This window comes from Thalassotalea loyana (genome assembly GCF_030161435.1).
GTDB classification, from domain to species: domain Bacteria; phylum Pseudomonadota; class Gammaproteobacteria; order Enterobacterales; family Alteromonadaceae; genus Thalassotalea_G; species Thalassotalea_G loyana.
The window spans coordinates 269,948-296,116 of record NZ_BSSV01000002.1; the positions used below are offsets into that span (position 1 = coordinate 269,948).

Annotated in this window: 29 protein-coding genes; 2 read left to right on the forward strand and 27 right to left on the reverse strand. The window is 40.9% G+C overall.

The window, feature by feature from the left end; genetic code table 11:
* Positions 1-14: 14 nt before the first annotated feature.
* The 8 genes from QQK05_RS06320 to QQK05_RS06355 all read right to left on the reverse strand — a co-directional run bounded on the left by QQK05_RS06320 (position 15) and on the right by QQK05_RS06355 (position 7,697).
* Complete coding sequence (locus QQK05_RS06320; RefSeq protein ID WP_284296734.1) at positions 15-920, reverse strand: GGDEF domain-containing protein; 906 nt, start codon at positions 918-920, stop codon at positions 15-17.
* Positions 921-1,207: 287 nt separating this feature from the next.
* Complete coding sequence (locus tag QQK05_RS06325; protein ID WP_284296735.1) at positions 1,208-2,080, reverse strand: D-hexose-6-phosphate mutarotase; 873 nt, start codon at positions 2,078-2,080, stop codon at positions 1,208-1,210.
* 131 nt (positions 2,081-2,211) lie between these two features.
* Positions 2,212-3,444 carry an amidohydrolase family protein gene (locus tag QQK05_RS06330; protein WP_284296736.1) on the reverse strand — a complete coding sequence of 411 codons (1,233 nt, stop codon included), beginning with the start codon at positions 3,442-3,444 and terminating at the stop codon, positions 2,212-2,214.
* 11 nt (positions 3,445-3,455) lie between these two features.
* Complete coding sequence (locus QQK05_RS06335; protein WP_284296737.1) at positions 3,456-4,838, reverse strand: amidohydrolase; 1,383 nt, start codon at positions 4,836-4,838, stop codon at positions 3,456-3,458.
* 194 nt (positions 4,839-5,032) lie between these two features.
* Positions 5,033-5,632, reverse strand: coding sequence for a protein-methionine-sulfoxide reductase heme-binding subunit MsrQ (gene msrQ / locus QQK05_RS06340; RefSeq protein ID WP_284296738.1), 600 nt, complete (start codon positions 5,630-5,632; stop codon positions 5,033-5,035).
* 13 nt (positions 5,633-5,645) lie between these two features.
* Positions 5,646-6,647 (reverse strand): protein-methionine-sulfoxide reductase catalytic subunit MsrP, encoded by a 1,002-nt coding sequence (gene msrP, locus QQK05_RS06345; protein ID WP_284296739.1) that lies wholly within the window; start codon positions 6,645-6,647, stop codon positions 5,646-5,648.
* Between the two features lie 66 nt (positions 6,648-6,713).
* Positions 6,714-7,079, reverse strand: a complete 366-nt coding sequence (locus tag QQK05_RS06350) for a glutaredoxin family protein (protein ID WP_284296740.1) — start codon at positions 7,077-7,079, stop codon at positions 6,714-6,716.
* A 66-nt stretch (positions 7,080-7,145) separates the two neighbouring features.
* A complete protein-coding gene (locus QQK05_RS06355) occupies positions 7,146-7,697 on the reverse strand; it encodes a DUF2058 domain-containing protein (RefSeq protein ID WP_284296741.1) in 552 nt (183 codons plus the stop codon).
* An 87-nt stretch (positions 7,698-7,784) separates the two neighbouring features.
* On the opposite strand from QQK05_RS06355, the gene QQK05_RS06360 reads away from it, so the two are divergent.
* Positions 7,785-8,033, forward strand: a complete 249-nt coding sequence (locus tag QQK05_RS06360) for a DUF2164 domain-containing protein (protein WP_284296742.1) — start codon at positions 7,785-7,787, stop codon at positions 8,031-8,033.
* On the opposite strand, the gene QQK05_RS06365 is transcribed toward QQK05_RS06360, so the two are convergent.
* Genes QQK05_RS06365 through rlmD form a run of 4 tightly spaced genes read right to left on the reverse strand, consistent with a single transcriptional unit; the run spans position 8,030 to position 12,848 of the window.
* On the reverse strand, positions 8,030-8,419 hold the full coding sequence (locus tag QQK05_RS06365) for a YbaN family protein (protein ID WP_284297194.1): 390 nt from the start codon (positions 8,417-8,419) through the stop codon (positions 8,030-8,032). The genes QQK05_RS06360 and QQK05_RS06365 overlap by 4 nt on opposite strands.
* An 18-nt stretch (positions 8,420-8,437) precedes the next feature.
* A complete protein-coding gene (mazG, locus tag QQK05_RS06370; protein WP_322790557.1) occupies positions 8,438-9,256 on the reverse strand; it encodes a nucleoside triphosphate pyrophosphohydrolase in 819 nt (272 codons plus the stop codon).
* Positions 9,253-11,442, reverse strand: a complete 2,190-nt coding sequence (relA, locus tag QQK05_RS06375; RefSeq protein WP_284296743.1) for a GTP diphosphokinase — start codon at positions 11,440-11,442, stop codon at positions 9,253-9,255. The genes mazG and relA overlap by 4 nt, the downstream gene beginning before the upstream one ends.
* Positions 11,443-11,495: 53 nt before the next feature.
* Positions 11,496-12,848 carry a 23S rRNA (uracil(1939)-C(5))-methyltransferase RlmD gene (rlmD, locus tag QQK05_RS06380; RefSeq protein WP_284296745.1) on the reverse strand — a complete coding sequence of 451 codons (1,353 nt, stop codon included), beginning with the start codon at positions 12,846-12,848 and terminating at the stop codon, positions 11,496-11,498.
* Positions 12,849-12,946: 98 nt separating this feature from the next.
* Here rlmD and barA point away from each other — a divergent pair, with 98 nt between their 5' ends.
* On the forward strand, positions 12,947-15,721 hold the full coding sequence (barA, locus tag QQK05_RS06385; protein WP_284296747.1) for a two-component sensor histidine kinase BarA: 2,775 nt from the start codon (positions 12,947-12,949) through the stop codon (positions 15,719-15,721).
* A 30-nt stretch (positions 15,722-15,751) separates the two neighbouring features.
* Here the strand turns inward: barA and QQK05_RS06390 are convergent, their stop codons facing one another.
* The 15 genes from QQK05_RS06390 to QQK05_RS06460 form a co-directional block, all read right to left on the reverse strand.
* Positions 15,752-16,009 carry a hypothetical protein gene (locus tag QQK05_RS06390; RefSeq protein WP_284296749.1) on the reverse strand — a complete coding sequence of 86 codons (258 nt, stop codon included), beginning with the start codon at positions 16,007-16,009 and terminating at the stop codon, positions 15,752-15,754.
* A 121-nt stretch (positions 16,010-16,130) separates the two neighbouring features.
* The gene (acpS, locus tag QQK05_RS06395) at positions 16,131-16,511 is read right to left on the reverse strand and encodes a holo-ACP synthase (protein ID WP_284296751.1); all 381 of its coding nucleotides are present in this window, start codon (positions 16,509-16,511) and stop codon (positions 16,131-16,133) included.
* Complete coding sequence (gene pdxJ, locus QQK05_RS06400) at positions 16,511-17,242, reverse strand: pyridoxine 5'-phosphate synthase (protein ID WP_284296753.1); 732 nt, start codon at positions 17,240-17,242, stop codon at positions 16,511-16,513. Before pdxJ ends, acpS begins: the two co-directional genes overlap by 1 nt.
* A complete protein-coding gene (recO, locus tag QQK05_RS06405; RefSeq protein ID WP_284296756.1) occupies positions 17,239-17,955 on the reverse strand; it encodes a DNA repair protein RecO in 717 nt (238 codons plus the stop codon). Before recO ends, pdxJ begins: the two co-directional genes overlap by 4 nt.
* Positions 17,933-18,844 carry a GTPase Era gene (era, locus tag QQK05_RS06410; protein WP_284296758.1) on the reverse strand — a complete coding sequence of 304 codons (912 nt, stop codon included), beginning with the start codon at positions 18,842-18,844 and terminating at the stop codon, positions 17,933-17,935. Before era ends, recO begins: the two co-directional genes overlap by 23 nt.
* Positions 18,834-19,526, reverse strand: a complete 693-nt coding sequence (rnc, locus tag QQK05_RS06415; RefSeq protein ID WP_284296760.1) for a ribonuclease III — start codon at positions 19,524-19,526, stop codon at positions 18,834-18,836. Before rnc ends, era begins: the two co-directional genes overlap by 11 nt.
* Positions 19,523-20,443, reverse strand: coding sequence for a signal peptidase I (lepB, locus tag QQK05_RS06420; RefSeq protein ID WP_284296762.1), 921 nt, complete (start codon positions 20,441-20,443; stop codon positions 19,523-19,525). Before lepB ends, rnc begins: the two co-directional genes overlap by 4 nt.
* 5 nt (positions 20,444-20,448) lie before the next feature.
* Positions 20,449-22,239 carry a translation elongation factor 4 gene (gene lepA / locus QQK05_RS06425; RefSeq protein WP_284296765.1) on the reverse strand — a complete coding sequence of 597 codons (1,791 nt, stop codon included), beginning with the start codon at positions 22,237-22,239 and terminating at the stop codon, positions 20,449-20,451.
* A gap of 176 nt (positions 22,240-22,415) precedes the next feature.
* Positions 22,416-22,703 carry a hypothetical protein gene (locus QQK05_RS06430; protein WP_284296767.1) on the reverse strand — a complete coding sequence of 96 codons (288 nt, stop codon included), beginning with the start codon at positions 22,701-22,703 and terminating at the stop codon, positions 22,416-22,418.
* 67 nt (positions 22,704-22,770) lie between these two features.
* Positions 22,771-23,109 (reverse strand): hypothetical protein, encoded by a 339-nt coding sequence (locus tag QQK05_RS06435; RefSeq protein ID WP_284296769.1) that lies wholly within the window; start codon positions 23,107-23,109, stop codon positions 22,771-22,773.
* 11 nt (positions 23,110-23,120) lie between these two features.
* Entirely contained in the window at positions 23,121-23,489 is a 369-nt protein-coding gene (locus QQK05_RS06440) for a hypothetical protein (RefSeq protein ID WP_284296771.1), read from the reverse strand.
* Positions 23,490-23,505: 16 nt separating this feature from the next.
* Positions 23,506-25,062 (reverse strand): hypothetical protein, encoded by a 1,557-nt coding sequence (locus tag QQK05_RS06445; RefSeq protein WP_284296773.1) that lies wholly within the window; start codon positions 25,060-25,062, stop codon positions 23,506-23,508.
* Complete coding sequence (locus QQK05_RS06450) at positions 25,063-25,365, reverse strand: hypothetical protein (protein WP_284296775.1); 303 nt, start codon at positions 25,363-25,365, stop codon at positions 25,063-25,065.
* Positions 25,366-25,698 carry a hypothetical protein gene (locus QQK05_RS06455; protein ID WP_284296777.1) on the reverse strand — a complete coding sequence of 111 codons (333 nt, stop codon included), beginning with the start codon at positions 25,696-25,698 and terminating at the stop codon, positions 25,366-25,368.
* Between the two features lie 77 nt (positions 25,699-25,775).
* Positions 25,776-26,165, reverse strand: a complete 390-nt coding sequence (locus QQK05_RS06460; RefSeq protein ID WP_284296779.1) for a hypothetical protein — start codon at positions 26,163-26,165, stop codon at positions 25,776-25,778.
* Between the last annotated feature and the right edge of the window lie 4 nt (positions 26,166-26,169).

Below are 26,169 nucleotides of genomic sequence, written 5' to 3' on the forward strand. Positions count from 1 at the left end.
AGGTAATCGTTTGGTTAAGATGCGATTACCTGATTTCTACCCGTCCTTTTCGCTTGATAAAGCGCGCTGTCAGCTCGCTTTATCAGCTCATTCACTTCAGTATCGTGTACTAATCGCTCTGTAACCCCAAAGCTCATGGTGACGGAGATGCTATCTCCCTGATAAATAAACATGTGATTGGCAATCGTCCGGCGAAGGTGCTCCGCAGTATCCGTTGCTTGTTGCAAGTTGGCTTCGGGTAGCAACATGACAAACTCTTCACCGCCATATCGCGCCAATCGATCACTTGCACGACTGTTCATTTCCAGGACATTGGCAACTTTCTTTAAAATATAATCACCTGCGAGATGGCCTTCTTCATCGTTAATTCGTTTAAAGAAGTCTATGTCCATAATAATTAATGAGAGCTTAGTTTCATATCTTTGGCTATGCGCCATCATGCTCTCAGCTTCGCTAATAAAGGTACGTCGGTTGTTAATGCCAGTCAAAGCATCCTTAGTCGCCATATCCATTAATCGAACCTGATACCGATGCACTAAGCGATTAAACCAAGACATCACAATAAAGGTTTCAATCATAATCACTGTGACAGTAGAAATTAAAATAAGCTCAGCTGTTTTAGGTGCAATCTCAATTAATGGAGGTTCTTGATAATTTACCGCGGCAAAAAACAGCACCACAGCTAACAACATGACGCCAATCTTTTCATGCATTTCATCTTCTTCAAATAAGACAAATATCCCAGTAGGGATGATCAAATAATAGAGGTGAAAATAAGATTCAGACGAGAATATTAGCGTGCTTAGCAAAAACACATGCATCATTAACGTAATGAAAAACCATAGTTTTGCTTGTTTAATCAGCTTTAAATGTGACATCACAAGTGTAATGCAATAGCCGGCCACAAACACTAAATTCATCAAAGTAATCGATGGCAGTTGCAGCTCAAAGTAGAAAAACATGGCGTAGCAAAAAGCTATCAGCGCCGTTATACAGCTAACCAAATTAGTAATTTTGATTTTTAAAGCTTTAGTAGAACTTTGAGAATCTGTCCCTAGATTTATGATAGAGCTTAACATAACCGTTATTTGCTGACTTTTTCAGCTGATAATAATGCCTCAAACGAATAACAACAAGCGTTGCATGGTTTAATTATTTAACAAAACCATAGTTCTCGCCAATCTTGGCGACTATTTTAGATGTCTTGCTATGAAATATGACTCACCTTAATGACCTGACGAATTGACACAGAGTCTCCAGCTGAAAGCGTTAGCGGTTCGGTAAAGCCAGCTTCAAGGCAGACAAACTCTTTTTCCCCACCAGCATGCACATCAGCCATCGCATCAGCGCTTTCCGTACCAGGATTCCATAAAATCCAAGTAGAGGTGCCATGCGCACTTAATTTTATATTTCGATTTAGACCATAATCTAATAGTTGTACGTCTTGGTGAGTAAAGTAAATTCGATCTTTGGGGCCACGACAATCATTTAAGGTTTTCGTTTTTTCGCTCCCATCGAGCTTATCAAAAAACCTTACTTGAGATAATTCCGGTACACACGTTTGTTCTGGTTGACTGACGGAAAAATAGCTATGAAGAGCGCCGTCGTGCTCAAAGTCATATTCACCCGTATTGGCGATATCTATGGTTTGGCTGAATTCTTCACCAAAGAATAACGTTTGCGTCACCTTAAAAGCAAACGGCCACGTCGCCGCTTTAGCGTCGCCTTCAAACGTTAAAACAACTTCGACACCTTCATCAGAACTCGTTACTTTAGTTAATTGCCACAGGCTCGTGCGAGCAAAACCATGATTAACCTCTCCTTCTTTCGCACCAAACCAAGGCCAACACAGCGGAATCCCCCCTCGAATTGCTTTACCGTCTTGGTAATGAGTGTTTTCTGACAACCAAAACACATCGCTATGCCCTTTGGGTTGCCAGCTTAATACATGACCAGCATATAGAGACAACGCTGCGTGACATTGCGGATGCTCTATTCTAAGAATAGGAATACCATTGTTCGTTGATTGAGTAACGTTTACATCACGTTGTTCGACAATAGATAACGTCTTTTGAGACATGAGTAGCTCACACTTTTTTATTTCTTGCTACTTTAACGCGATAACAAGGTGTAGCAAAGGGTAAAAGCTTTCGCGCACAATTAGGCATAAAAAAACCACCTATTACGGTGGTTTTTTTAAAAGCGAACAGCTTACTTAGTATATGAACGCGGCATATCAGAATTAGCCATGTAACGGTCTCTTAATTTGTCAGAACGTGACTCAGTAGAGTACTCTTTACCGCCAATCCAAATCTTGTCAACTTTAGTACTTAACTCAAACGGATCATTGCTCCATAAAACGAGATCAGCTTTTTTGCCAACGGCAATTTCACCTGCATCTAAGCCGAAAACATCAGCAACATTTGATGTAATCGCTGCCAACGCTTGTTCACGCGTTAAGCCGTTAGCAATCGCATTACCTGCGTTGTAACGTAACTGATACATATTATGTGTATCGCCACCCGTCGTTATAACAACTTTAACGCCGGCATTGACGAGTTTTGCAGCGTTATCAAGAGAGTTATGTAACGCGTCAAAGCTAGATGGTAGGTTTTCCAATGCATCAATGATAACGGGTACATCAGCTTTTGCTAACTCGTCTGCAACAACAATCGCATCAGCTGCACTGACGATGGCCAAATTCAGACCAAATGTCTCTTTAAGTTTAATGATGTTTAATAACTCACTTGCACGGTCAGCATAAACAACCATTAACTTTTCGCCATCTAGCAATGATTTAAGCACTTCCTCGTCACGCTTAAGCTCACTTTTCTTGTCGTCTTTCTCAGCTTTTTTCATTTTCGCCTGAAAATCAGCAAGCTTATTCGTTAACTTTTGTAAATTTGTCGCTCGAGAACCTTTACTCTCTGCACCTAACTCTACATAGACCGCATTATTTGCAACACGAACACTATCAAACTCACCCGATAAGTCCGTGTAGAATGTTTGACCTTTAAATAAGTTATCCCCGCCGCGTGGAGATACAACACTTGAGGTGATACCACCTTTACGAGTGTAAGCCACTACCGTTGATTTTGGGTTGTATGCCAAACTAGGGTCAAAAGTTATATCAGCACCTTTGGCGCCTGCATCACGACTTCGCGCGACAGCCCCTACTTCAACTAAGCCTAGGTTGTTCATAACACTGATGATACCAGGCGTTAAATTACGACCTTGTGCATCAACAACACTGTCAGCACTTACCGACGCTGGATTAATCGCTGTAATTACGCCATCTTCGACGATAATTGTTGCATTACTTAATACGCCCTGCTCGCCCGCGGTATGAACCGTTGCATTGGTAATCGCTAAGCTCTCTGCATTTGCCCAAGTAGAAGTCGCCGCAACAGCTAATGCCAATAATGATGATTTAAATAATTTCATGAGGCAGCTCCTTATTCTTGACCTAGTAGGAAATCACTTTTCGCTTGATACTTGTCATCAAAGCGATCGTAAACTTTTGCGCCATCAACAAATACTTGTTCTGCTTGCGCGTATACGCTAAACGGATTTTGGTTCCAAAGAACAACGTCCGCTTTTTTACCAACTTCCAAGCTACCAGTGTCTTTCTCAATACCCAAAGATTTCGCGGCATTGTATGTAATCCACGTAATTGCATCTTCTTCTTTTAGACTAAAACCATTTTCGTTCGCGCGATACATGATTTTGCCGGCTTCTTGGTTTAATCGCTGAATCGTCGATGCTGAGTCAGAGTGAACAATTGCACAAGAGTTTGGCTTGCCATCAACGATAGCAACGTTTTCCAATGTCATATCGTAAGCTTCCATCTTGAAGCCCCACCAATCTGGCCACATCGCGGCACAGTTACCGTTTTCAGCCAATAAATCGGCAATCTTGTAGCCTTCTACTGCATGGTGGAATGTTCCTGAGTGGTAATTGAACTCTTTGCCCAGGTCAATCATCATTGCCATTTCCTCTGCTTTATAGCAGTGGTTATGAATCATAATGTCACCATCTAACACGCCCATAAGCGTATCTAATTCAATATCACGAGTAGGAGCTGTAGGGTTTTTACCTGCATCATAATCTGCATTGTATTTATCCCATGCACGCTTATATTCTTGTGCTTCAGCCCATGCCATACGATAACCCGCCATGTTACCCATACGTGTCGAAGGGGCTACATTTTTGCTGCCATACACACGCTTCGGGTTTTCACCACAAGCCATTTTCAATCCGTAAGGCGCGTCTGGAAATTTCATACCTTGCATCGTATGACTTGGTACATTTTTCAATGTAACACCGCGCCCCCCAAATAAATTGGCAGAGCCAGGTAAAATTTGAAGTGTAGTAATACCGCCTGCACGTGCCGCCTCAAAACCAGGATCTTGAGGCCAAACACTGTGTTCAGCCCAAACTTCTGATGTATTTGGTGCGATCATTTCATTACCATCGGCATGTGACTCCACACTTGGATTTGGGTAAACACCAAGATGAGAGTGAACATCGATAATACCAGGAGTGACCCATTTACCTGCAGCATCAATTGTTGTTGCATTTGCGTCAGATAAATCTTTACCGATTTTAGAAATTTTACCGTCTACCAATAACACATCCGTGTTATCTAGACGCTCACCAGTACCTGTTAGTACCGTGGCATTCTTCAACAAAGTAGAAGTAGAAGGCAATACTTGGTAGGTGCTTGGGTATGGATTTTTATTAATTGTAACCCTTGGATCTTGTTTTTCAGACTGCATACAAGCAGTAAGTGCTAGCGAGATACCAGCAACTAACAGAGTTGGTACAAATTTTTGCATTATTGAGGTTCCCATGGTTGTTTTTGCATTACGCGTAAACAACTTCATCGTTAGATAGTTTATTTTTATTAATAAAGTTTTATGCATCATGACAATATATGGATTTACATAAAACAACAATAGCTATCAGATTCGATAGTTTGAATTATCGACAAGGTGGCGTGTTTTTGGGATATTTTACTGTTATAGCCAGGCTATTTAACAAAAATTCGTTTGATTTTGTCCTTTCTTAGCCATAACAAAAGTGCGGTCAGCAAGATGTATATGCTCGGCTCAATCAATTCTGATTTCACAGACCAATAAAAATGAATGGCAACAAGGAATACAATGGCATAGTTTCCATTGTGAAGTGATTGCCAACTACCTTTCATCTTTCTCTTCAATACCGCTAATGAGGTCACCGCCATTGGTATTAACCATAAAAAGGCTAACATCCCGATGGTGATGTAGGGGCGTTTAATCACCTCTTCGACAAATAAACGCCATTCAAACTGCAGATCGAACGCCAGGAAACTCAACAAATGACAGCAAGCGTAGAAAAATGCATATATGCCTAATAAGCGTCTTACTTGCATTAAAAACCCTTGTTTTAAACGTTTAGCAAGTGGGGAAATTATCAGCGTCACGAGTAGTAAATTAAATGCACCAATACCAGTAAAGTGAATAATCGCTTTCACTGGGTCGCCACCTAATTGGTCATTAATTGCCAAATAGTATTGATTAACAATTAGCCCTAATGCGATAAGGTGAATAATACATTTTAATAGAAAGACTTTTTTTGATGTAGACAACATAACAACACCACCACTAATAATATTTCGATAAGTCCATGCCTTTATACATATGGGCTACTTCCTCTGAATAGCCATTGAACATCTCTGTATCTAACCGATTTTGAGCAAACAAACCGCCAGAAGTAATTCTTCGCTCGCGTGCTTGACTCCAACGAGGGTGCGCTACATTAGGGTTTACGTTTGCATAGAAGCCGTACTCGTGTGGCGCAAGAATATTCCACGTAGTTGGTGGCATTTTTGACACTAATTTAATCGAAACAATGGATTTAATGCTTTTGAATCCATATTTCCATGGCACAACAAGGCGGATCGGTGCACCATTTTGCGGAGGTAATGTTTTGCCATATAAACCAACGCTTAAGAAACTCAGCTCATTCATCGCTTCATCTAATCTGAGCCCTTCTTTGTAAGGATATTGAATTCCCCCACCAAGTCGTCTACTTTTTTGGCCGGGCATTTGACTGGGGTCGTAAAGGGTTTCAAAAGCAACATATTTAGCCTTACTCGTTGGACCGGCTTGTTTAATTAAATCAGCCAATGAAAAACCAATCCAAGGGATCACCATAGACCAAGTTTCGACACAACGTAATCGGTATATCCGCTCCTCCAATTCAAAGCGCTTAAACAAATCGTCGTAATCTAAAGTGATAGGTTTATCGACTTCTCCGCTAATGGTTAGCTTCCATGGGTCCACTTTGAAAGACTGTGCAAGTTCAGCTGGTTGGTGCTTTTGAGCACCAAACTCATAGAAGTTATTGTGCGTGATGACTTTTTGCTCCGGTGTCAGTTTATCTAAACCGGGCTGTGCCTTTTTAAAGTCAAGTGACGTTAATGTGGCGTTAGGCGTTTCGTCATCACTAAACCAATCAACCGCGTTGGCAGCATGTGGCGCTAACAGGCCAGTCGCACCTATGTAACCGAGTGATTTGAGTAAAGTGCGTCGTTTTATATAAACGCTCTCATCTGTTACTTGATTTTCAAGTAATTGTGATTTTTTTGGGGTTTTTATCAGCATATAAGGTCTTAACTTCTAAAACTTACTTATAAGACCTTATACGCGAGGATTTGCTTTCCTGATTAATTAAATTTTCTCAAAAGTTTTGTTCAGGTAGGCGATGATATCATTTGATTCATACATCCAAGTCGCTGTTCCATCAGCATTTTCGATACGCAAGCAAGGAACTGTACGCTTGCCACCTTGACTAACTAACGTATCTAAATTCACTGAATCATGAATGTTTTTTAATGGAATGTTTAACCCTTGTCGTTTTATTTCACGGCGTACCTTTACACAAAACGGGCATGCAGGTAGTTGATATAAGCTTAAGTGACTTGTTGCTTTATCTAACTCAGCTTGCGCTTGTTCACTTCGCTTTGGTTTGCTTGGTGAAAAAACAAAGTCAAAAAATAATATAATGCGGCCAATGAGCCAACGAAGAAGTTTCATTATTACTGCCTAAAATGAATGATTAAAAGTAGCGCATACACAATATAGCCGGCATACGCGAGAAAATTACCACATTAAATCGTCTGGGATTTGGAAGTCAGCGTAAGGATCGTCTTCGTCAACTTGTTCATCAAGCTTACGGTCATTTTTGAGTAACACGACGTTTTCATCGATTGTCGCTAACTTTTCAGCCGTTTCAGCTGTCACTACATAGGTTTTTTCATCTAATCCACAAAGCGCTAAACGACCATTAACTAATGCATCTTGAATGGCTTGGGTGACATAAAGCTTTTTGATCGTACTGCCAAACGTATAATTGTATTCCAACTCGCCATCAATATCCGACAATGAATGATGAGTTAAAATTTGCAGTACACGCTGATGGTGCTCTTTTTGCGCAAGCTCCGCTTTTTTCTGTTCATTTAGCGCTTTATCTTTTTCTTGTTTTTGCGCTTGTTGTTTTGCTAAGTCTTGCTTGACTTGCTCTTGCATACTCGCTTCTACTTTAGCACCACTGCGTTTTTGCTTATTCTTTCTGCGTTTATCACTATTGGCTTGACGCGCTTTTTGCTTTGTCGTTAAGCCCGCTTTAAGTAACTGATCTTGTAACGATGACATCTCATAACCAACTAAAAATTAAATTAGGCTGATTTTATCAAGGTTCGTTACAATGAGCGAGCACTGATACTCAACAAAGAAACGAAAATGAATCTACTAAAATTATCGCAATTACAAAAAGCACGTCTAGTAGAGCAGTTTCAAGATTACTTTTCAGAAGAACTTGAAACTGACTTAGGACAATTTGACGTCGAATTTCTATTAACTTTTATCGAACAAACGCTCGGCCATGCCTATTACAACAAAGGGCTCGAAGATGCTCAAACCATGATAACAACAAGATTAGAGCTATTAACGGAATCAATTGTTGAGCTTGAAAAAACGAGTGATATCTAATCTTGTTTGGGTTCCCCAACCTCTTCCGCCAAAGGCAAACCAGCGAGAAAATAAATAGGCCAACTTACCAATAAGATGACCAGCAGCTTGAGATACCAGACAGGTAAAATATAACAAGACCAAGCACATGTTAGTACGATGCTAACGATAGCTATACGCTTAGCTTTTCGAGGAATACTGCGAGTGGTTTGCCAATGATAAATCAATGGCCCAAAGGTAGGATTATCAAGCAGCCAACGGTGCAAACGTGGTGATGACTTTGCAAAGCAGGCACCAGCAACGATCAAAAATGGTGTAGTCGGTAAAATTGGCAGGACTACACCTGCGGTTGCTAAAGCAACGAAGAGGAGTCCAATCACAGTGTAAAGCCATCTTGGTAGGCGCACAGTTCTCAATGCACTCCCCTATTTTTCGGCGCTTTTAACTTGTAGCCAAAATGCTTCAAGCTCATCAATGCTGTAGTCTTGTAATTGTCCATTGTTGGCTTGAGCTAGGCTTTCAACTTGCTGAAAGCGTTTAGTAAACTTTTGATTTGCTGCACGTAACAAGCTTTCGGGGTCTTGTTTAGCATGGCGACACAAATTAACTACCGCAAACATGAGGTCACCTAGCTCTTGATTTAAGGCTTCTCCGCCTGTTGGTAGTTCAGCTTTTACTTCAGCTACTTCTTCCTCAACTTTTGCCAAAACATCATCAATATTTTGCCAATCAAAGCCTACATGAGCGCAACGCTTTTGAATCTTATTTGCTTGAGATAATGCTGGTAAGCTCTTGGGAATATCCGCAAGGATACTCAACGACTCATCTTGGTTTTTTTGAGCCCGCTCTTTCGCTTTTTCGTTTTCCCAATTAGCTTTTATCTGTTCATCGGTTGCTAGATCTGTCGTACTGAATACATGAGGATGACGGCGAATCAGTTTTTCACAGACACTTTCAATAACACCATCAAAACTCAACACCTGTTGCTCTTCACCTAGCTGACTATAGAAAATCACTTGGAACAATAAGTCGCCCAGCTCTTTTTCTAGTTCAACAAAGTCCTCCAGTGCTATTGCATCAGCAACTTCGTAAGCTTCTTCAATAGTATGCGGAACGATAGTGGCAAATGTTTGTTTAATATCCCAAGGACAACCTGATTCGGGATCTCTAAGACTTGCCATTATCCATCGCAGCTTATCAATTGACGCAGGTGCATCAATCATATTCTTTTGTGTCTTTTTCACAGACGAATTACCTCTGAAACATCGTCAAGTTGAAGAATTTTATTCGTTAATCGCGCTAACACTTCAGCGTTAGCAATTTCCATCGTAATGTTCATACGGGAATTTTGTTTAGTTTTATCCGTATGACTCTGCATTCCCAATATGCTAATACGCTCATTCGCTATAAGTGTTGAAACGTCACGCAACAACCCTGCGCGATCACCAGAAATGATGGCAATAGTGACTTGATACGTCGACCTGACGTCATCTCCCCATTGCACTTCTACACCGCGTTCTGGATGTTGCGATAATGAGTTAGCCAATTGCTCACAGTCTTTTCTATGAACGCTAATACCACGTCCTTGAGTGATGAATCCTTCAATCTCATCACCTGGCACTGGCTGACAACATTTCGCCATATGAGTTAACAAATTACCAACACCTGACACCGTAATGGCATTATCCGACGTTGTTTTCGACGGCACAGATTGGCGCACTAAACTTTGCGGATCCAGCTCTTCTTCAGGTAGTGACTTCTTAATTAATTGTTGTAGGTAATTCATTACCTGCTGCAAACGAATATTACCCGTACCGATAGCTGCATAAACATCTTCTACCGTTGTCATATTGAACTTTTCAATAATTTCAGGTAGTTGCGTCAACGGGGTTTGGCTACGAGTAGACTCGGCTTCAAGTAACTCTTTACCCGCCGCAATATTTTTATCGCGATCGAGTAACCTAAAAAAGCTCTGTACTTTAGCTCGTGCTCTACCCGAATGGAGATAGCCTAAATTAGGATTTAACCAATCTCGACTTGGATTAGGATTCTTAGATGTTAGAATTTCTACCTGATCACCTGTTTGGAGTTGATAAGTAAACGGGACTATACGACCAGATATCTTTGCGCCAATACAACAATGCCCTACATTGGTGTGAATATAGTAAGCAAAGTCTAGTGGCGTTGAACCTAATGGTAAATCAATTACATCACCATTTGGTGTAAAGGCATAAATTCTGTCCTCAAACACCTGTGAACGAAGCTCATCAAGGATCTCACCACTTTCAGAAACATCCTCTTGCCACTGCAGTATTTTTCTTAGCCAGTTAACTTTTTCATCAAAGCCTGTTTTTTTGCCACTGGCACTACCTTCTTTATATTTCCAATGTGCAGCAACCCCCAACTCAGCATCCTGGTGCATTGCTTCAGTACGTATTTGCACTTCAACGGCCTTTCCTTCAGGCCCTAGTACTACAGTATGAATCGATTGATAACCGTTAGGCTTTGGTGTTGCAACATAGTCATCAAACTCGCTTGGTAGGTGTTTCCAGTTAGTATGAACAGCGCCCAGAGCACCATAACAATCTTGAAGCTCTTCAACCAAAATTCTGACAGCTCTCACATCGAACAATTGTTCAAAGTCCAGCGACTTTTGATTCATTTTTTTCCAAATACTGTAGATATGCTTGGGACGGCCATAAACGGTACCTTTGACATTCATTTTTTCCAATTGACTCTGCAAATTGGCGACAAAGTCTGTCATGTAGCGCTCACGCTCTAATCGTTTACCGTCAAGCATTTTGGCAATTTTCATATAGGTATCAGGGTGAAGATAACGAAATGAAATATCTTCCAGTTCCCATTTTAGTTGACCAATACCTAAACGATTTGCAAGTGGTGCGTATATATTTGCAGTTTCCTTCGCTGCAAGTACACGCGTTTCTTCTTCTGCATTTTTAACAATACGCAAATAACATAAGCGCTCTGCTAATTTGACAACGACTGCTCTCACGTCATCAACCATAGCCAATAACATCTTACGAATATTATCTATTTGTTTGGCAGCAACCTGGCTTGAATTACCTTGTTGTAACGTTTTGATCGCATCCATTTGATCAACCCCCTTAACAAGGCCAAAAACACTTTGACTAAATTGCTCTTCGACCTGTTCAAGCGACATCGCCTTATATTCCACTAAAGGGTATATAAATGCTGCACATAAGGAGTCTTTATCGAGGTTTAATTCAGCTAAAATCTCAACCATCTCGAGAGATTTAGTCAAACTTTCATCATTGTCCTTAAAGTAAGTTTGTACCTTTTGCCACAATGCCTCTAAACCGTCGCGTTTGGCTTGGGCAAGATCAAGCTGTGTTAACCATTGCTCAAAACTATGCTCAGACATTAAATGTGACTTACGAACTGAAACCATCAGTATTTCCTTGACTGCTTGAATAGCGAGATATTAAAAATAGAAATTAAAAGCTATGAATCTACTCGTTGGAACAATACCATAGTTTCAACGTGTTTTGTTTGGCTAAACATGTCCATTAATGCAATTTTTTTGAGTGCATAACCTTGCTTAATAAGTTCCGCACTATCTCTTGCTAATGTCGCTGGATCACAGCTCACATAAACGATATCGCTTGCACCAAATTGCCCTAGTTGCTGACATGCTTCTAAAGCGCCTGCTCGTGCGGGATCTAATAGGATTTTAGTATATGACGATGTTTGCCAGGACGACTTTTTCCATTCTTCATTTAAGTTAGCTTGAAAAAACGCTACATTGTTAAGCTTATTAGATTTGGCATTGCGTGAGGCTTTATCCACCATCTCTTCAACGCCTTCTACACCAGTAACCTGCGTTACTCGTTTAGCAATGGGTAGACTGAAGTTACCAAGCCCACAATATAAATCTAAGACATTGTCGTCCCTAGTTAATGATAGCCAAGACAAAGCTTGCGAAATCATTTTTTCATTTACTTGATGATGTACTTGAATAAAGTTATCAGGTTCAAAGTTAATCTTAATATCGGAATCAACCACATACATTAAAGGTGAAAATTTCGATAATGAAACAAGTTCACTACCGCCTCCAAAATCGAAATGCACCTGGATACGCGCGTTGTCACTGTATTGCTGAGTAAACATTAACCAAGCTGACTTTGTCTCGTCAGTTAGGTTACCAAGTTGCCGAACAACAATAGTGACTAGCGACTCACCTTCATCCATAGAGTGAATCAATTCAATATGCCCAATCGACTTATTTGGCAATAGGTTTACGAGCTCGGTAATTGGCCTAATCAATAGAGATAAAGGTTTGACTAGCGTTATACACTCTTTAATGGGGGTCACTTGGTTAGTGTTGCTTTCTCGAAATCCAACAACGGCAGTACCGTCTTTGTGATACTGCACTCCTAGTCTTGCTTTACGTCGATAATGCCACATATCCTCAACAATAGGTTGTTGCCAAGCAAGCTCATGAATTCCTTGACGGGCAAACAATTCATTGACTTTACGTAACTTCATATCGATGTGCTGTGATTGCGCTAAATGTTGTAAGTCACACCCTCCACAGACTTTGTTATGTTCACATTTGGGTGAAACGCGGTGTTCACTCGACTCAACAACCTCTTTTAACTGACCAACCAAGTATTTACTGGTTTGATCTAATACTCGTACATTAACGACTTCCGTCGGTAACGCGCCAGCGACAAACACTGGCTTTTTTTGATAACGAGCTACTCCGCGTCCATTAAAATCCATCCGCTCAATTTTTACTTTGAGTGACTTTCCTTTTAACGATTTACTGGCCGCAGGCTTAAAGATTTTTACCATGATTTTTCTATCTGACTGTAAGTTTTTTTTGGTCTACATGGCGAACTATGCCATGATATAGCGAAGCAGGGACAATTTTACACTAAACACGACGTTAGATGCAGAAAATAAGCCTAAAAGATTGGGTAATTCTAATTACTATTTTACCGACGACGTTAATCGGCTTGGGTTTGGCTGGTTATTTCACTGCAAGTCGTCACGCCCAATTAAATGAATTTCTAATTAATAAGTCTACTCATATTATCGAGCCGATAGCGATAGCTTCTACTAAGCTATTGGATGACAGAAATCGCGAAGATGTTCGCACACTATTAAGCTTTACACATCGAAATCATGCCGACGTGATTCGAAGCATCGTTTTATTTACTGATGACAATCAGGTTTTTGTGACCAGCTCTTATAATGGGGACACAAGCATTATGCGTGTTCCTGCTGGCTATGATCTTCCTCGAGAAACGACCGTAGAAGAGCAAAGCGACTTGCTTATATTCAGAACGCCGATAATTATCGATGTTGAGCCAACTGAAAATTACAATTCCCCACAAAAAATTATCGGCTACCTCTCAATGCAGGTAGACAAAAAATCAGTACAATTTGATCAACAACGTGAAATGATCATTGCATTTATCCTAGTTGTACTTGGTTCAATCATTAGTGCGATATCGTCATTTCGTTTGATTGGTAAAGTTACAAGGCCATTAGGTTCGATGGTCCAAGCGGTTGACAGAATAAGAGAAGGTAAATTAGAAAGTCGTGTGAGTGGCCAACTTATCGGCGAACTAAACTTCTTGAAAAATGGTATCAATGCCATGGCACAGTCACTCGGTGACTATCATTTGGAAATGCAACGAAGCATTGACCAAGCTACGTTAGACTTACGAGAATCATTAGAACAGTTTGAGATTCAAAACGTTCAGCTCGATATTGCAAAACGTAAAGCTCAAGATGCAAACAGAGTAAAGTCTGAATTTTTAGCGAATATGAGTCATGAATTACGTACACCATTAAATGGTGTTATCGGCTTTACGCGCCAAGTGCTTAAAACACCATTGACCGACACTCAGCGTGATTATCTTCATACCATTGAGCGTTCTGCTAATAACTTGCTTGCAATCATCAACGACATCCTAGATTTCTCAAAACTAGATGCCGGCAAAATGGTCATTGAGAACATTCCATTTGCCTTAAGAGAGTCCATCAAGGAAACCGTCGCGTTATTAGCACCAAGTGCTCACAAAAAGAATATTGAGTTGTCATTGCGTATTAGCAATGAATTACCAGACGCCCTAATCGGTGACGCCATGCGAATTAAGCAGGTACTAACGAACTTGATCAACAACGCGATAAAGTTTACCGACGAGGGTTCAGTGACTATCGACGTTGACACAGAACATATTGATAAAGAAAGCGTAATAGTAAAAGTACTGGTAAAAGATACTGGTATAGGTATGAGTAATGAGCAACAAGAAACGTTGTTTGAAGCATTCAACCAAGCGGATAAGAGTGTAACAAGACTATATGGTGGTACAGGTCTTGGTTTAGTTATTTCGCAGCGTTTAGCACATGAAATGCATGGCGATATCGGTTTACAATCTGAGCCAAATGTCGGTTCAAGCTTCTGGTTTACCTTCAAAGTTGATCTCAACCATATTCAGTTAACAACATTATCAAACCAAACAAATTTAAGAAGTAAATCTATCTTATATTATGAGCCTCATACCCACAGCCGCCAAGCCGTTGGGGAAATGCTTCATGCCACTCAAATGAACGTAAGCTGTGCTGTGACAATGTATGAGTTTGAAACCATGATGCAACAGCAACACTTTGATTACGCGCTTATTGGTGGCGACGTCAGCCCAGGTGCAATAAACCAATTAAAGAGTTTGGTTAATGAGACGAGCAAGAAAATAGATAATGTCCATGTAGCAATCAATAGCGCCTCACCTAACTTACAAGAAACCATTATCGCTTCTGGTGCAAAAACGTGTTTGTCAAAGCCACTTATCGGCATGAGATTAATAAAAGCATTGCAAGATAAATCAAGCGATAACAATCTTAATCAATCATCAACAGGCAATGTTATTGTCCCCATAAAGGTACTTGCTGTTGATGACAACGAGGCAAATTTAAAGTTAATCAAAGCGCTATTAAGCGAACAAGTACAAGATGTTGTCACAGCGACCAATGGTGAAGACGCTTTGGCGCTATGTAAACAAGAAAAGTACGCCATCATCTTTATGGATATTCAAATGCCTAAAATGGATGGTATTACTGCGCTTAAACACATCAAAGATGACACGTTCAATGAAAAAACGCCTATCGTAGCGGTGACTGCACATGCGCTAAGTGACGAAAGAGATAGACTCTTAAAGCTTGGCTTTAACTCATACATGACGAAGCCAATTGACGAGACAATGTTAAAGCACACTATATATGAATATTGTGATTTGAAGCTATTTGTAACGTCCAAAGAAGAGGCTATAGAAGAGCAAGCTGAGCAGGTTATAGAGCCTCCAGCGTCAACTAAGCCGGCGGTGATTGACTGGGATCTTGCACTGAAGCGTTCAGCAAACAATGAAGCGTTAGCCAAAGATATGCTTTCAGGGTTAGTTAATAGCCTACCTGAAACTCAAGAAAAATTAGACGAGGCTATTGCTTGCCAAGACGTAGAGAGTGCAAAAAGTTTAATTCATAAATTGAATGGCGCTTGTTGTTATTCTGGTGTCCCGAACCTTGCTCATTGTGTCAATGAGATTGAAACCCAGTTAAAACAAGGGGCAAGCATAGATGACTTAGAGCCAAACTTTTTTGAATTGAGCGATCATATTGACGCACTTAGTGAGCAAGCAAGTCAATATTTAACACCAGCCTAACTGAGTTAGTGGTGACTAGCGACGTGCTGTCTATCGGATTTGAATATCAGGTGAAGAGTTTATTTCGCCATCTTCCGTGATTACCGCAACGCCTCCATTACACATGAGCACGGCTAAACTTCGTCCGTTATCATTACGAACAAAAGCGAGCTCGTAGCCGAACTTCCCTAAGCTACTCGCAGAAAATTTTTGTGCTAACGATAATCTATTCCACCAAACCGATTGATGCGGGGATTCTGTCCTGCGTTCGACATACATTTGACTATCTACCTGACCGTGAGCTTGCATATACCACCTCTTTTATGGCATCACCCTAATACCAGTATAGTCACAAAGTACATTTTTTGCGCAAAATAATCCACACTTATATTGGATTACGTTTACATTCGCTGTTTATATACTAGAAATATTAGCCGCTTAAGATCACAAACGCACTCACAAGCGTGTTATCGTCAGCAAGAGAAATATGCCAACTATTAGCACCTAATGCTTTAGCTTTATCTAAGGCGACTCCCGTTAATGACAGAATTGGCGCACCACTAACCGTATTAGTAATCTCAAAATGCTGGAAAGATACGCCTTGTGCAATACCCGTTTGCAAAGCTTTTGAGGCGGCTTCTTTTGCCGCCCAACGTTTCGCCAAGAATTGGCTTGGAAATGAGTGAGCTTGATAACGTTCAAGCTCCAGAGGTGTCAGTACACGTTTAGCAAGCTTGGCACGCATAGCACCTTTCATTTCGACGATACGCGTGCTATCTAATATGTCAGTACCAATACCAACGACAGACATTAACTTCTCGCTTCAATCATCAGTCTTTTCATATCTCTAACGGCTTTCTCTAAGCCATCGATAGCGGCGCGAGCAATAATCGCATGACCAATGTTCAATTCAATAATATCTTCAATAGCCGCGATTGGTTTTACATTGAAATAGTGCAAACCATGTCCAGCATTAACTTTAATACCTAAAGAGGTCGCGTATGCAACACCCTCTTTAATTTTCTCAAGTTCTGCTAATTGCTTTTCTTCGTCAGCTTCATCAGCATAATGACCAGTATGAATTTCAATAAATGGTGCGCCTGATTTTGCTGCTGCATCAATCTGATCTTTATCTGCATCGATAAATAAGCTCGTCAAAATGCCTTGTTCTGATAGTTGAGTTACCGCTTCAGTAATGCGGTCGAGTTGACCAACAACATCCAAGCCACCTTCGGTTGTTAGTTCCTCTCGCTTTTCTGGCACCAGGCAAACAAACGCAGGTTTAACCTCACACGCGATTGCCAACATTTCGTCGGTAACTGCCATCTCCAAGTTCATGCGAGTTTGAATGGTTTGTGCCATTACATATACGTCTCTATCTTGGATATGACGACGGTCTTCTCGTAAATGAATCGTAATACCGTCAGCACCGGCATGCTCGGCAACACTAGCCGCATGTGCTGGATCGGGATACGTCGTGCCACGTGCTTGTCGTAATGTCGCAATATGGTCAACATTGACGCCTAAATATATATCTTTCATTGCTTTTTATCTCTCGCCATAAATAGTTCACGGCTCTTTAAAGGTTTATGTCCTAACAAATGATTAAGCATTTGACGCATTAATATTTTATGTGTGTTCAAACTATTTGGAGTTGTGCTGTTCCCCACTGCAATTGCAAGTAAATCATCTCGTGTAAAGATGGGAAGTTTACTGCTGGGATTGGCCTCAACGAAGCCTTGCTCAACAATAAATTGCCATTGTTCGTTCAATGAGTCACTCACTACGCTAAAATCTAAGCTAAAGCCTAGTTCATCAAGCAGCTGCATTTCAAATTTACGTAATATAGGCTCAATCGTATCACTTTTATCTAGGCAATCAATGGCTTGAGCATAATGTTCAAACAAGGTTTCACAAGGAATATTTTCAGGTAAGAGCTTGACCAAAAGTTCATTAATATACAAGCCACTATAAAGTGAATTTCCGAGCAACATTTTATGTTGGTGAAGACTTTCTAATTGACTTGCTTTTTTCAGCTGATGACGACCAGACAATTGTATAGTAAACCGAGAAAATGGTTGCAAAATCCCTTTTTTATTGGCTTTAAGCGAGTGCCCAGATGAGATTACGGCACTCACTTTTCCATCGTTTTGTGTAAGTAAATCGATGATTAATTGATGTTCTTTAAATGGGCGACTATGCAAAAGATAGGCTTGCTGAGTCTCTTGCATATTACCCCGAATAATCGTCGCCATAGCCTAGGCTGCGCAAAGCACGTTCGTCATCTGCCCAACCTGATTTTACTTTTACCCATGTTTCTAAGAATACTTTACGATCGAATAACTCCTGCATATCACGACGTGCTTCTTGACCAATCACTTTAAGTTTTTCGCCTTTATTGCCAATAATCATCCGCTTTTGACTGTTGCGCTCAACTAAGACCAACGCATTGATATGCAATATTCCCTTTTCATCAACTTTAAATTGCTCTATTTCCACCGTCGTAGAATATGGCAATTCATCACCTGTAAAGCGCATGAGTTTTTCGCGCATGATTTCAGACGCCATAAAACGACTTGAACGGTCCGTAATATAGTCTTCTGGGAACCACCAATCGCTCTCTGGTAATGCTTTAAAGCACTGCTCTTTAATCGCGTCAATGTTCTCACTCTTCTTAGCCGATATAGGGATAATTTCTTTGAACTCATACATGCTTGCAAGTTTTTGCAAATGAGGTAGCAACGCTTCTTTATCTTGAACGTTATCCGTTTTATTAACCGCTAAAATAGTTGGTACATTGGCATTTTTGATTTTCTGTAAAACCATTTCATCATCTTGGGTCCAGTGAGTTCCCTCAACTAAGAAAATGACCAACTCTACCTCTGCGATAGAGCTACTCGCTGCACGGTTCATTAAGCGGTTAATCGCGCGTTTTTCTTCAACATGTAAACCCGGCGTGTCAACCAACACTGCTTGATATTCATCTTCAGTGAGAATCCCTAGAATACGATGGCGTGTTGTTTGTGGTTTACGTGAAGTAATACTTACCTTTTGGCCAAGTAAGTTGTTTAGCAAGGTAGACTTACCAACGTTTGGGCGACCTACAATCGCAATGAGTCCACAATGTGGTGCTTTATTTGTCATTTTGTAATCTCTTCAAGACAAGCTCAGCAGCTGCTTGTTCGGCTTTGCGTCGGCTAGTGCCCTTAGTTATAACCTCATCAGATAGTATGTCTGTCGTACATTTTACAGTAAACGTTTGGTTATGGGACTTACCTTGAATATCAATCACTTCGTACTGTGGTAAAGCGATTTTTTTACCCTGTAGTAATTCTTGCAAACGGGTTTTTGGGTCTTTTTGAACACCCGGCTTGATCGTTTTTAAGTGATTATCAAACCACGATAAAATCAACGCTTTAACGGTATCAATATCGGAATCTAAGTATACCGCGCCAATAATTGCTTCGATAGCATCCTCTAGAATTGACTCTCGACGATGACCACCACTTTTCATCTCACCAGGACCGAGTACTAAATACTCTCCAAGCTTAAAGTCTTGAGCAAGTTTCGCTAACGTTACGCCACGCACGATACTTGAGCGCATACGCGTGAGATCACCTTCGCTGTGTTTTGGAAACTGTTGATAAAGCGCTTCAGCGATAACGAAACCTAAAATAGAGTCACCCAAAAATTCAAGGCGTTCGTTATGAACGCCCTTTGCACTTCGGTGAGTTAACGCCTGAACCAACAGCTCAGGATTGTTAAACTGATAATCAATTTGTTTAGACAGGCGATTTGCTGCTAATGGGTTGGTCTTGATGTTCACCCAATACCACCTAATCTTTCAAATCTGATGCCTGTTGGAATCCATGTTGGTAAGAAGTCTTCTTCTGTGCGCTCAAAATCAAAACTCATCCAAATAAAGACCGCTTTACCTACAAGATTTTCTTCAGGTACAAAGCCCCAAAAACGACCATCTAAGGAGTTATCTCGGTTGTCACCAATGGCAAAATAATGACCTTTAGGAACAACAAACTCATCTGCTTGCGTACCAGTTTGTTGGAAGTAATGCGGTACACGCGGACGCAAGTTTTCATTCACTAAAATCTCGTGCGTTACGTCACCAAGCTGCTCTGCATAACGTGTTAGTTCATTAAAGCCATCTGAATATGTCCCGCGCTCAACAAACTCCAAAGGCATTTGCTCAAAGTTTGGACACTCTTTATCGTCAGCCTGACAAGCCTTTTTAATGTATAAGACCTTATCGCGGTAGATAATACGATCACCAGGTAAACCAACCACACGCTTAATATAATCAAGATTTGGGTTTACCGGATACTTGAACACCACTATGTCGCCACGCTCCGGCAAATTATTCTCGTAGAATTTTTTGCGAGCAACTGGATCACGTAACCCATATTCATATTTATTAACTAAGATGAAGTCACCATCCAATAATGTCGGCATCATTGAGTCTGACGGAATCTGAAAGGGCTCATATAAAAATGAACGAAGGATCATGACAAACGCAATCACAGGGAATATTTGTACTGAGGTATCTACAAATCCACTAGGCGCTAAAATACCTTCAACAACGTCTTCCGGTAATTCACCTTCACATTGTGACTGTGCGCTCTCAAGCTTTTCTTGGCGCTGCGGCGCTAAATAAAACTTGTTGGCAAGCCAAACGATGCCTGTAAATACAGTGATTGCAACTAAAAATATAGAAAAATAAGCAGCCATAGACTCTAGTTATCCATCTTAAGTACAGCTAAAAACGCTTCTTGAGGAACTTCCACGTTACCCAATTGCTTCATGCGTTTTTTACCTTCTTTTTGCTTCTGAAGAAGCTTCTTCTTACGACTTACATCACCACCGTAACATTTAGCTGTTACGTTTTTACGCATTTGTTTAACGGTTGTACGGGCAATAACATTGTTACCAATAGCCGCTTGTATCGCGATATCAAACATTTGACGGTGAATAAGCTCTTTTAACTTTTCTACTAAGCTACGCCCACGTGCAACAGAGTTTGTTCTGTGTGTGATCATCGCTAATGCATCTACGCGATCGCCATTAATCATGACATCTACACGCACCATATCTGCCGCTTGGAAACGAACAAAGTGGTAATCAAGTGAGGCATAACCACGAGAAGTAGACTTAAGCTTATCGAAGAAGTCCATGACAACTTCAGCCATAGGAATTTCGTAAGTTACCGCGACTTGGTTACCGTGGTAAACGATATCTTTTTGTACACCACGCTTTTCAATACACAGAGTAATTACATTACCTAAATGCTCTTGCGGCACTAAGATATTGGCTTGAACGATCGGCTCACGAATTTCGTCAATGTTGTTGATTGGTGGTAGTTCACTTGGGTTATCAACCATCAAAGTCGTGCCATCAGTACAAGCGACTTCATAGTTTACCGTTGGTGCTGTAGTAATTAAGTCAAGGTCATATTCACGGGCAAGACGCTCTTGAATAATTTCCATGTGAAGCATACCAAGGAAACCAATACGGAAACCAAAACCAAGTGCTGATGAATTTTCAGGTTCGAAGAATAATGACGCATCGTTAAGGCTCAACTTATTCAATGCATCGCGGAAGTTTTCATAGTCATCAGAACTAATTGGGAAAATACCTGCGTATACTTGCGGTTGCACTTTCTTAAAACCAGGTAATGCTTCTTCAGCTTCTTTCTTAGAAATTGTGATGGTATCACCAACTGGTGCACCGTGAATCTCTTTGATACCCGCAATGATGAAACCTACTTCACCTGTTTTTAAAATATCCGTTTCCGTTTGCTTCGGCGTGAAAATACCGACTTTATCGATAATATGCGTTTGACCCGTCGACATAACAAGCATCTTATCGCCTTTGCGCACTTCGCCGTTCATGACACGCACAAGTGAAACAACACCTTGGTAGTTATCAAACCAAGAATCGATAATTAATGCTTGTAGATTGGCATCAGGATCACCTTCAGGTGCAGGAATATTTTCAACAATACATTCAAGTACATCTTCTATGCCGATACCTGTTTTTGCCGAACATGCGACGGCACCTGTTGCATCAATACCGATAATATCTTCAATTTCTTCTGAGACACGGTCTGGATCTGCTTGAGGTAAGTCAATTTTGTTTAGAATTGGCAATACTTCAAGGTCCATTTCAATAGCGGTGTAACAGTTCGCTACCGTTTGCGCTTCAACGCCTTGACCTGCGTCAACAACAAGTAATGCACCTTCACACGATGCTAAAGAACGTGAAACTTCATATGAGAAGTCAACGTGACCAGGCGTGTCGATGAAGTTTAACTGGTAAGTTTCACCGTCTTTAGCTTTGTAGTCTAAGGTAACACTTTGTGCTTTGATAGTAATGCCACGTTCGCGTTCGAGATCCATAGAATCAAGAACTTGAGCTTCCATTTCACGATCTGATAGACCACCACAGTGCTGAATCAAACGGTCTGATAGCGTTGATTTACCATGGTCAATGTGGGCTATAATGCTAAAGTTTCTTATGTGCTTCATTTTACTAAATATTTTTCTCTTAGCCTCGACAAGATCAAAAAATTTGTACTTGTTTTTGTACTTGTTTGCAAAAGTCATCACTTAGATTGACGATCTTTTTTAATCCGTTATCAAGGGTTAACAAATTGTCTAAAGTTGGCGGATTTTAGCATTTAGAAGCGCTAAGGCGCTAGCTTTTAATTGTTATGATTTATGTAGCGCTGATAATCGCCGACGGTTAACTCTTTGGCGTGGAATAACTCAAGCTGCCTTAGTCGCTCTTGAACGAGTTTAGCTTCGGCCTTGGTTTCTTGTGACATTTTACTCTGATTCGTTTTTATATCGGTAATATCTTCTTTTAACGCGACCATTTTAACATCTAATGCGCTAACGGTTCCGATAACTGAAATAACGCCAACTACCAGGCCGCTTGCTATATTTTTTAAAATGTCTGTTGCGTCGCTCATAAAAGATAATTTTTTCATATATAAAAAGTTAAGCTAACTATAAAGAGTTGGCCTAACTTTTCTTTAGGTGTGTTTTTGCACCTGGTTAAATGTTTGCGTTAACTGCATTAATAGATACCTTTGCACCGGCTAACGTCGGGTGAATGATCACCTGTCCGTTAGTGTGCAGCGGATCAAATACCGTTAACGATAGTGATTGCTGCCGAGCAGCTGCCGCCAATACTTGACCGAGTTTAAACACGATGCGGCCGCCGTTGAAAAATTCAACTTGGCCATTTTCCGAGCTAAACGGGATCCCTTGAACTGAGCCTTCCATTTTTGTAACGCCCATTTCAATAAAATTAAGGGGATCCCCTGTTCTAGCATTGCTGACAATTAACTCGTTTTCGTTGTCGGTACCAATAAAAACCGTTTCAATTATCATGCGTCACCTTTCTAGGTCGGATCGTTAAACTCAATATCAGCTTGCGGACAGTCGACCTTGTCCCCAGCATCTAAGTTTTTTTGTGTACCGGTGCCAATATATAAAATCTTGGTGCCGGTATCGTCGACAATCGCGTAATGGTTAAACTGGCCTGCATTATCGACATTCACCGTCGAGACGGCTTGTAATGTCCCTTTGCGACCTGACGCGTCGCCGTTAGCTTTTGTTATTGTTGGCACATACTCAGCGATAATGTTCGCGGGTGTTGTGACGGTTGCGTAAACAGTCGAATACACGTTAAAGCAGATAACGCGATCCGCTTCTGCGATAATTTTGTCGATTGGTGCGTCTAAAACGTCGTCATGAACAAATTTAGGCATGGTTATTACTCCAGGGTTATGAGCCTTTGGCTACTGTAAATTGTGGTGTGTTACTCGCTATATGGTATTTAAGCGTTGCGCTAATAATGTTTAAGGATCCGGCGATAATGTCCGGCATTGACTCTAACAGCATGGTCAGCGATTCAATGTCACAAACGACGGTTAAGTCATCAAACGATAACGCGGTATATCGGGTTAATGCGATGTGCTCGACTTCTGAGCTAACGGTCGGCTCGTCAAACTGTAATGACGCTTTACGTACCAAGGTTATATTGTCGATGTCGCAGCCGACGCTAACACTGTTAAATTGCAGCGCTTTATTGCCGCTCAAATTCATATTGTCAATGGTGCTAGCTATCGATAAATCGTGATACTGCAATGTTGCATTGCGTGATAGTGTTAAGCTTTCAATTGAGCAGCCAACGTTAACACTGTTAAATTGCAGTACTTTATTTCCTGTGGTCGATAACTCCATGTTATCGATTGTCGAATTAATAATAAGCTCGTCAAAAATTAACGCTGAATACCTGGTTAATGCCAGGTTATCAATTTGGGATCCGATAGCTATATCATTGAATAAAAGTGACGAGTATTTAATAACACTCATATTGTCGATTTGGGATCCGACAAAAACGTCGTCAAATGCTAAAGTCGATTTTCTTACCAGGCTGAAATTATCGATTGTTGATTGGATCGTTAAATCATTAAACCCGATGTTTGTAATGCGGGTTAGTTGAATTGATTCAATCGAGCACGCAATATTGATTTTGTTATAAATTAGTTGGTGCGTTTGGCTTGCGGCCGCCTCAAAAAAAGCCCCAATGTTTAAGGCGTGTAATGACGATGTTAGCTTGACTCTATAATCGCCGTTATCAGGATCGACGAGCTCTGTTTTTGTGTAGCCTGTGTGTACGCCTGACGCATCACCAGAAGCTGAATTAGTGTTACTTTCAGGGAAATTGTTAAAATCACCATTAACACCACCTGTCGCAAATACTTTATTTGATGTGTGAGCGTTCGAGCCTAACAGTCCTCGATTTAGATAGTTAATTATTGTTACGTTTTCTAGTGTGCCGGCATAATCAGCATATCTAAAATCAAGGCCGTCTTTACAGTTGTTAGCATCAATAACAATATTTCTGACATGAACATTGTTTGATTGACAGTCAATTCTAAATATACCGTATTGCCCGTCGGGAACATCGGAAGAACAGAATAATCGGTCAAATGTGCCGACGGTCATGTTTAAGCTTATAACTAACGATCTATTCCAAACGCTGTTTGATGAACAGTGTAAATCATAAACTTCGGTATTGTCTGCGCCTACTGTCAGCGTGATAACTTTAGCAAGCAGATCGCCGTTAGCACCGTTATAAGTCACGCTATCGGTGTATATTTTAGCACCATGAACCGCTGAACCGCTAATGTCGACAACGGCGCCAAGGTAACCTTTACATTGCGCCTCAATAGCCGAGCCATAATCGACTCCAGATTCAGCCGCCCACCATAACGCTAGCGTGGCGTAATCTTCCGAACCGCCCCAGCCGTCGCCCACCTTAGCTAGTCTAGGCATTTACTTTATCTCCACATAGTTAAGCAAAGTTGCCTCGTCAACTTCTACTATGCCTTGTGATAACAATTCTTGATAAAACGGATCTTGAACATCTGGTGTCCGTAGCTTTTTTGCTCCGCCAAGTAACTCGGCTTCTAAGTCTTCCGATAAATCCGTCACGCAAACCCTAACAAACGTTTTACCAACGATTACAACTTCTTTACCTTCGAATTGCTCAATAGGTATAGAGTCGATTACTTCGCCTATATATTTGTTAATGGTAGGCTTATCTTCTCGAAGAATAATTAACTTGCGAGCAGTCATTTAAACTAAGCCTTTTTTTAATTCATAAATATAGGCGCGATGGCAATGATCCCACTGTCGCTCGAAGGGATAAGCTAATAAATCTATGATATAAGCCTGGTATTGGTAACGGCGCTTTGTGAAAGCGTGCTCGCCCGTCCAGCCGCTAATCGTTCGATACCTGGTACCATGCGCAGCTGAGCAAATGACAATATCAATAGACAGCCAGAAATTTTGCCCCCAGCGAGAAAAAATCGTTGTCGGGATAGTAAAGAAATACGCGGCAATGAGTGGCAAGCCTACTAAGACATAGGCTAAAAGTGTTCTTATTGTTTTAAGTAATGAAAGCAGCATAAATAAGCCTTAACAGTCAGATAAGTTAAGGCTTATTGAAGTAAAATCGAAAGTTAAATATTACTAGCGTTTTTGCACTAGCCGGCCGGCAGCTGCGCCCACGCGTCAATCGCGGCGTGGTGATTAACAACGCGCTCAACGGCCTGGTTAGTTGCTGTCGTGAGCAGATCCGTAACGGTAAAGCTCGTTTCTGCAATGAGCGCGAGCGGCACTGTGTTAGTAAACGATGGGATCTCATATTTAACGCCGGTACTTGAGACTAAACAATCGCCGTTGTCGTCGATAAATTGCGCTTTGATCACGATAGCAATGTGATCTATTGTGCCGTTTTCGTCCTGATCTATATCCTGGCGTAAAATGCAAATTTTGACCTTTTGCCCGGCATAACTACCGCTTGTTATATCGAAGACTTTTTCACCTTCAGCTAAGTTGTTAAATGATGTGTTTAACTGATAGATTAATGACATAAAC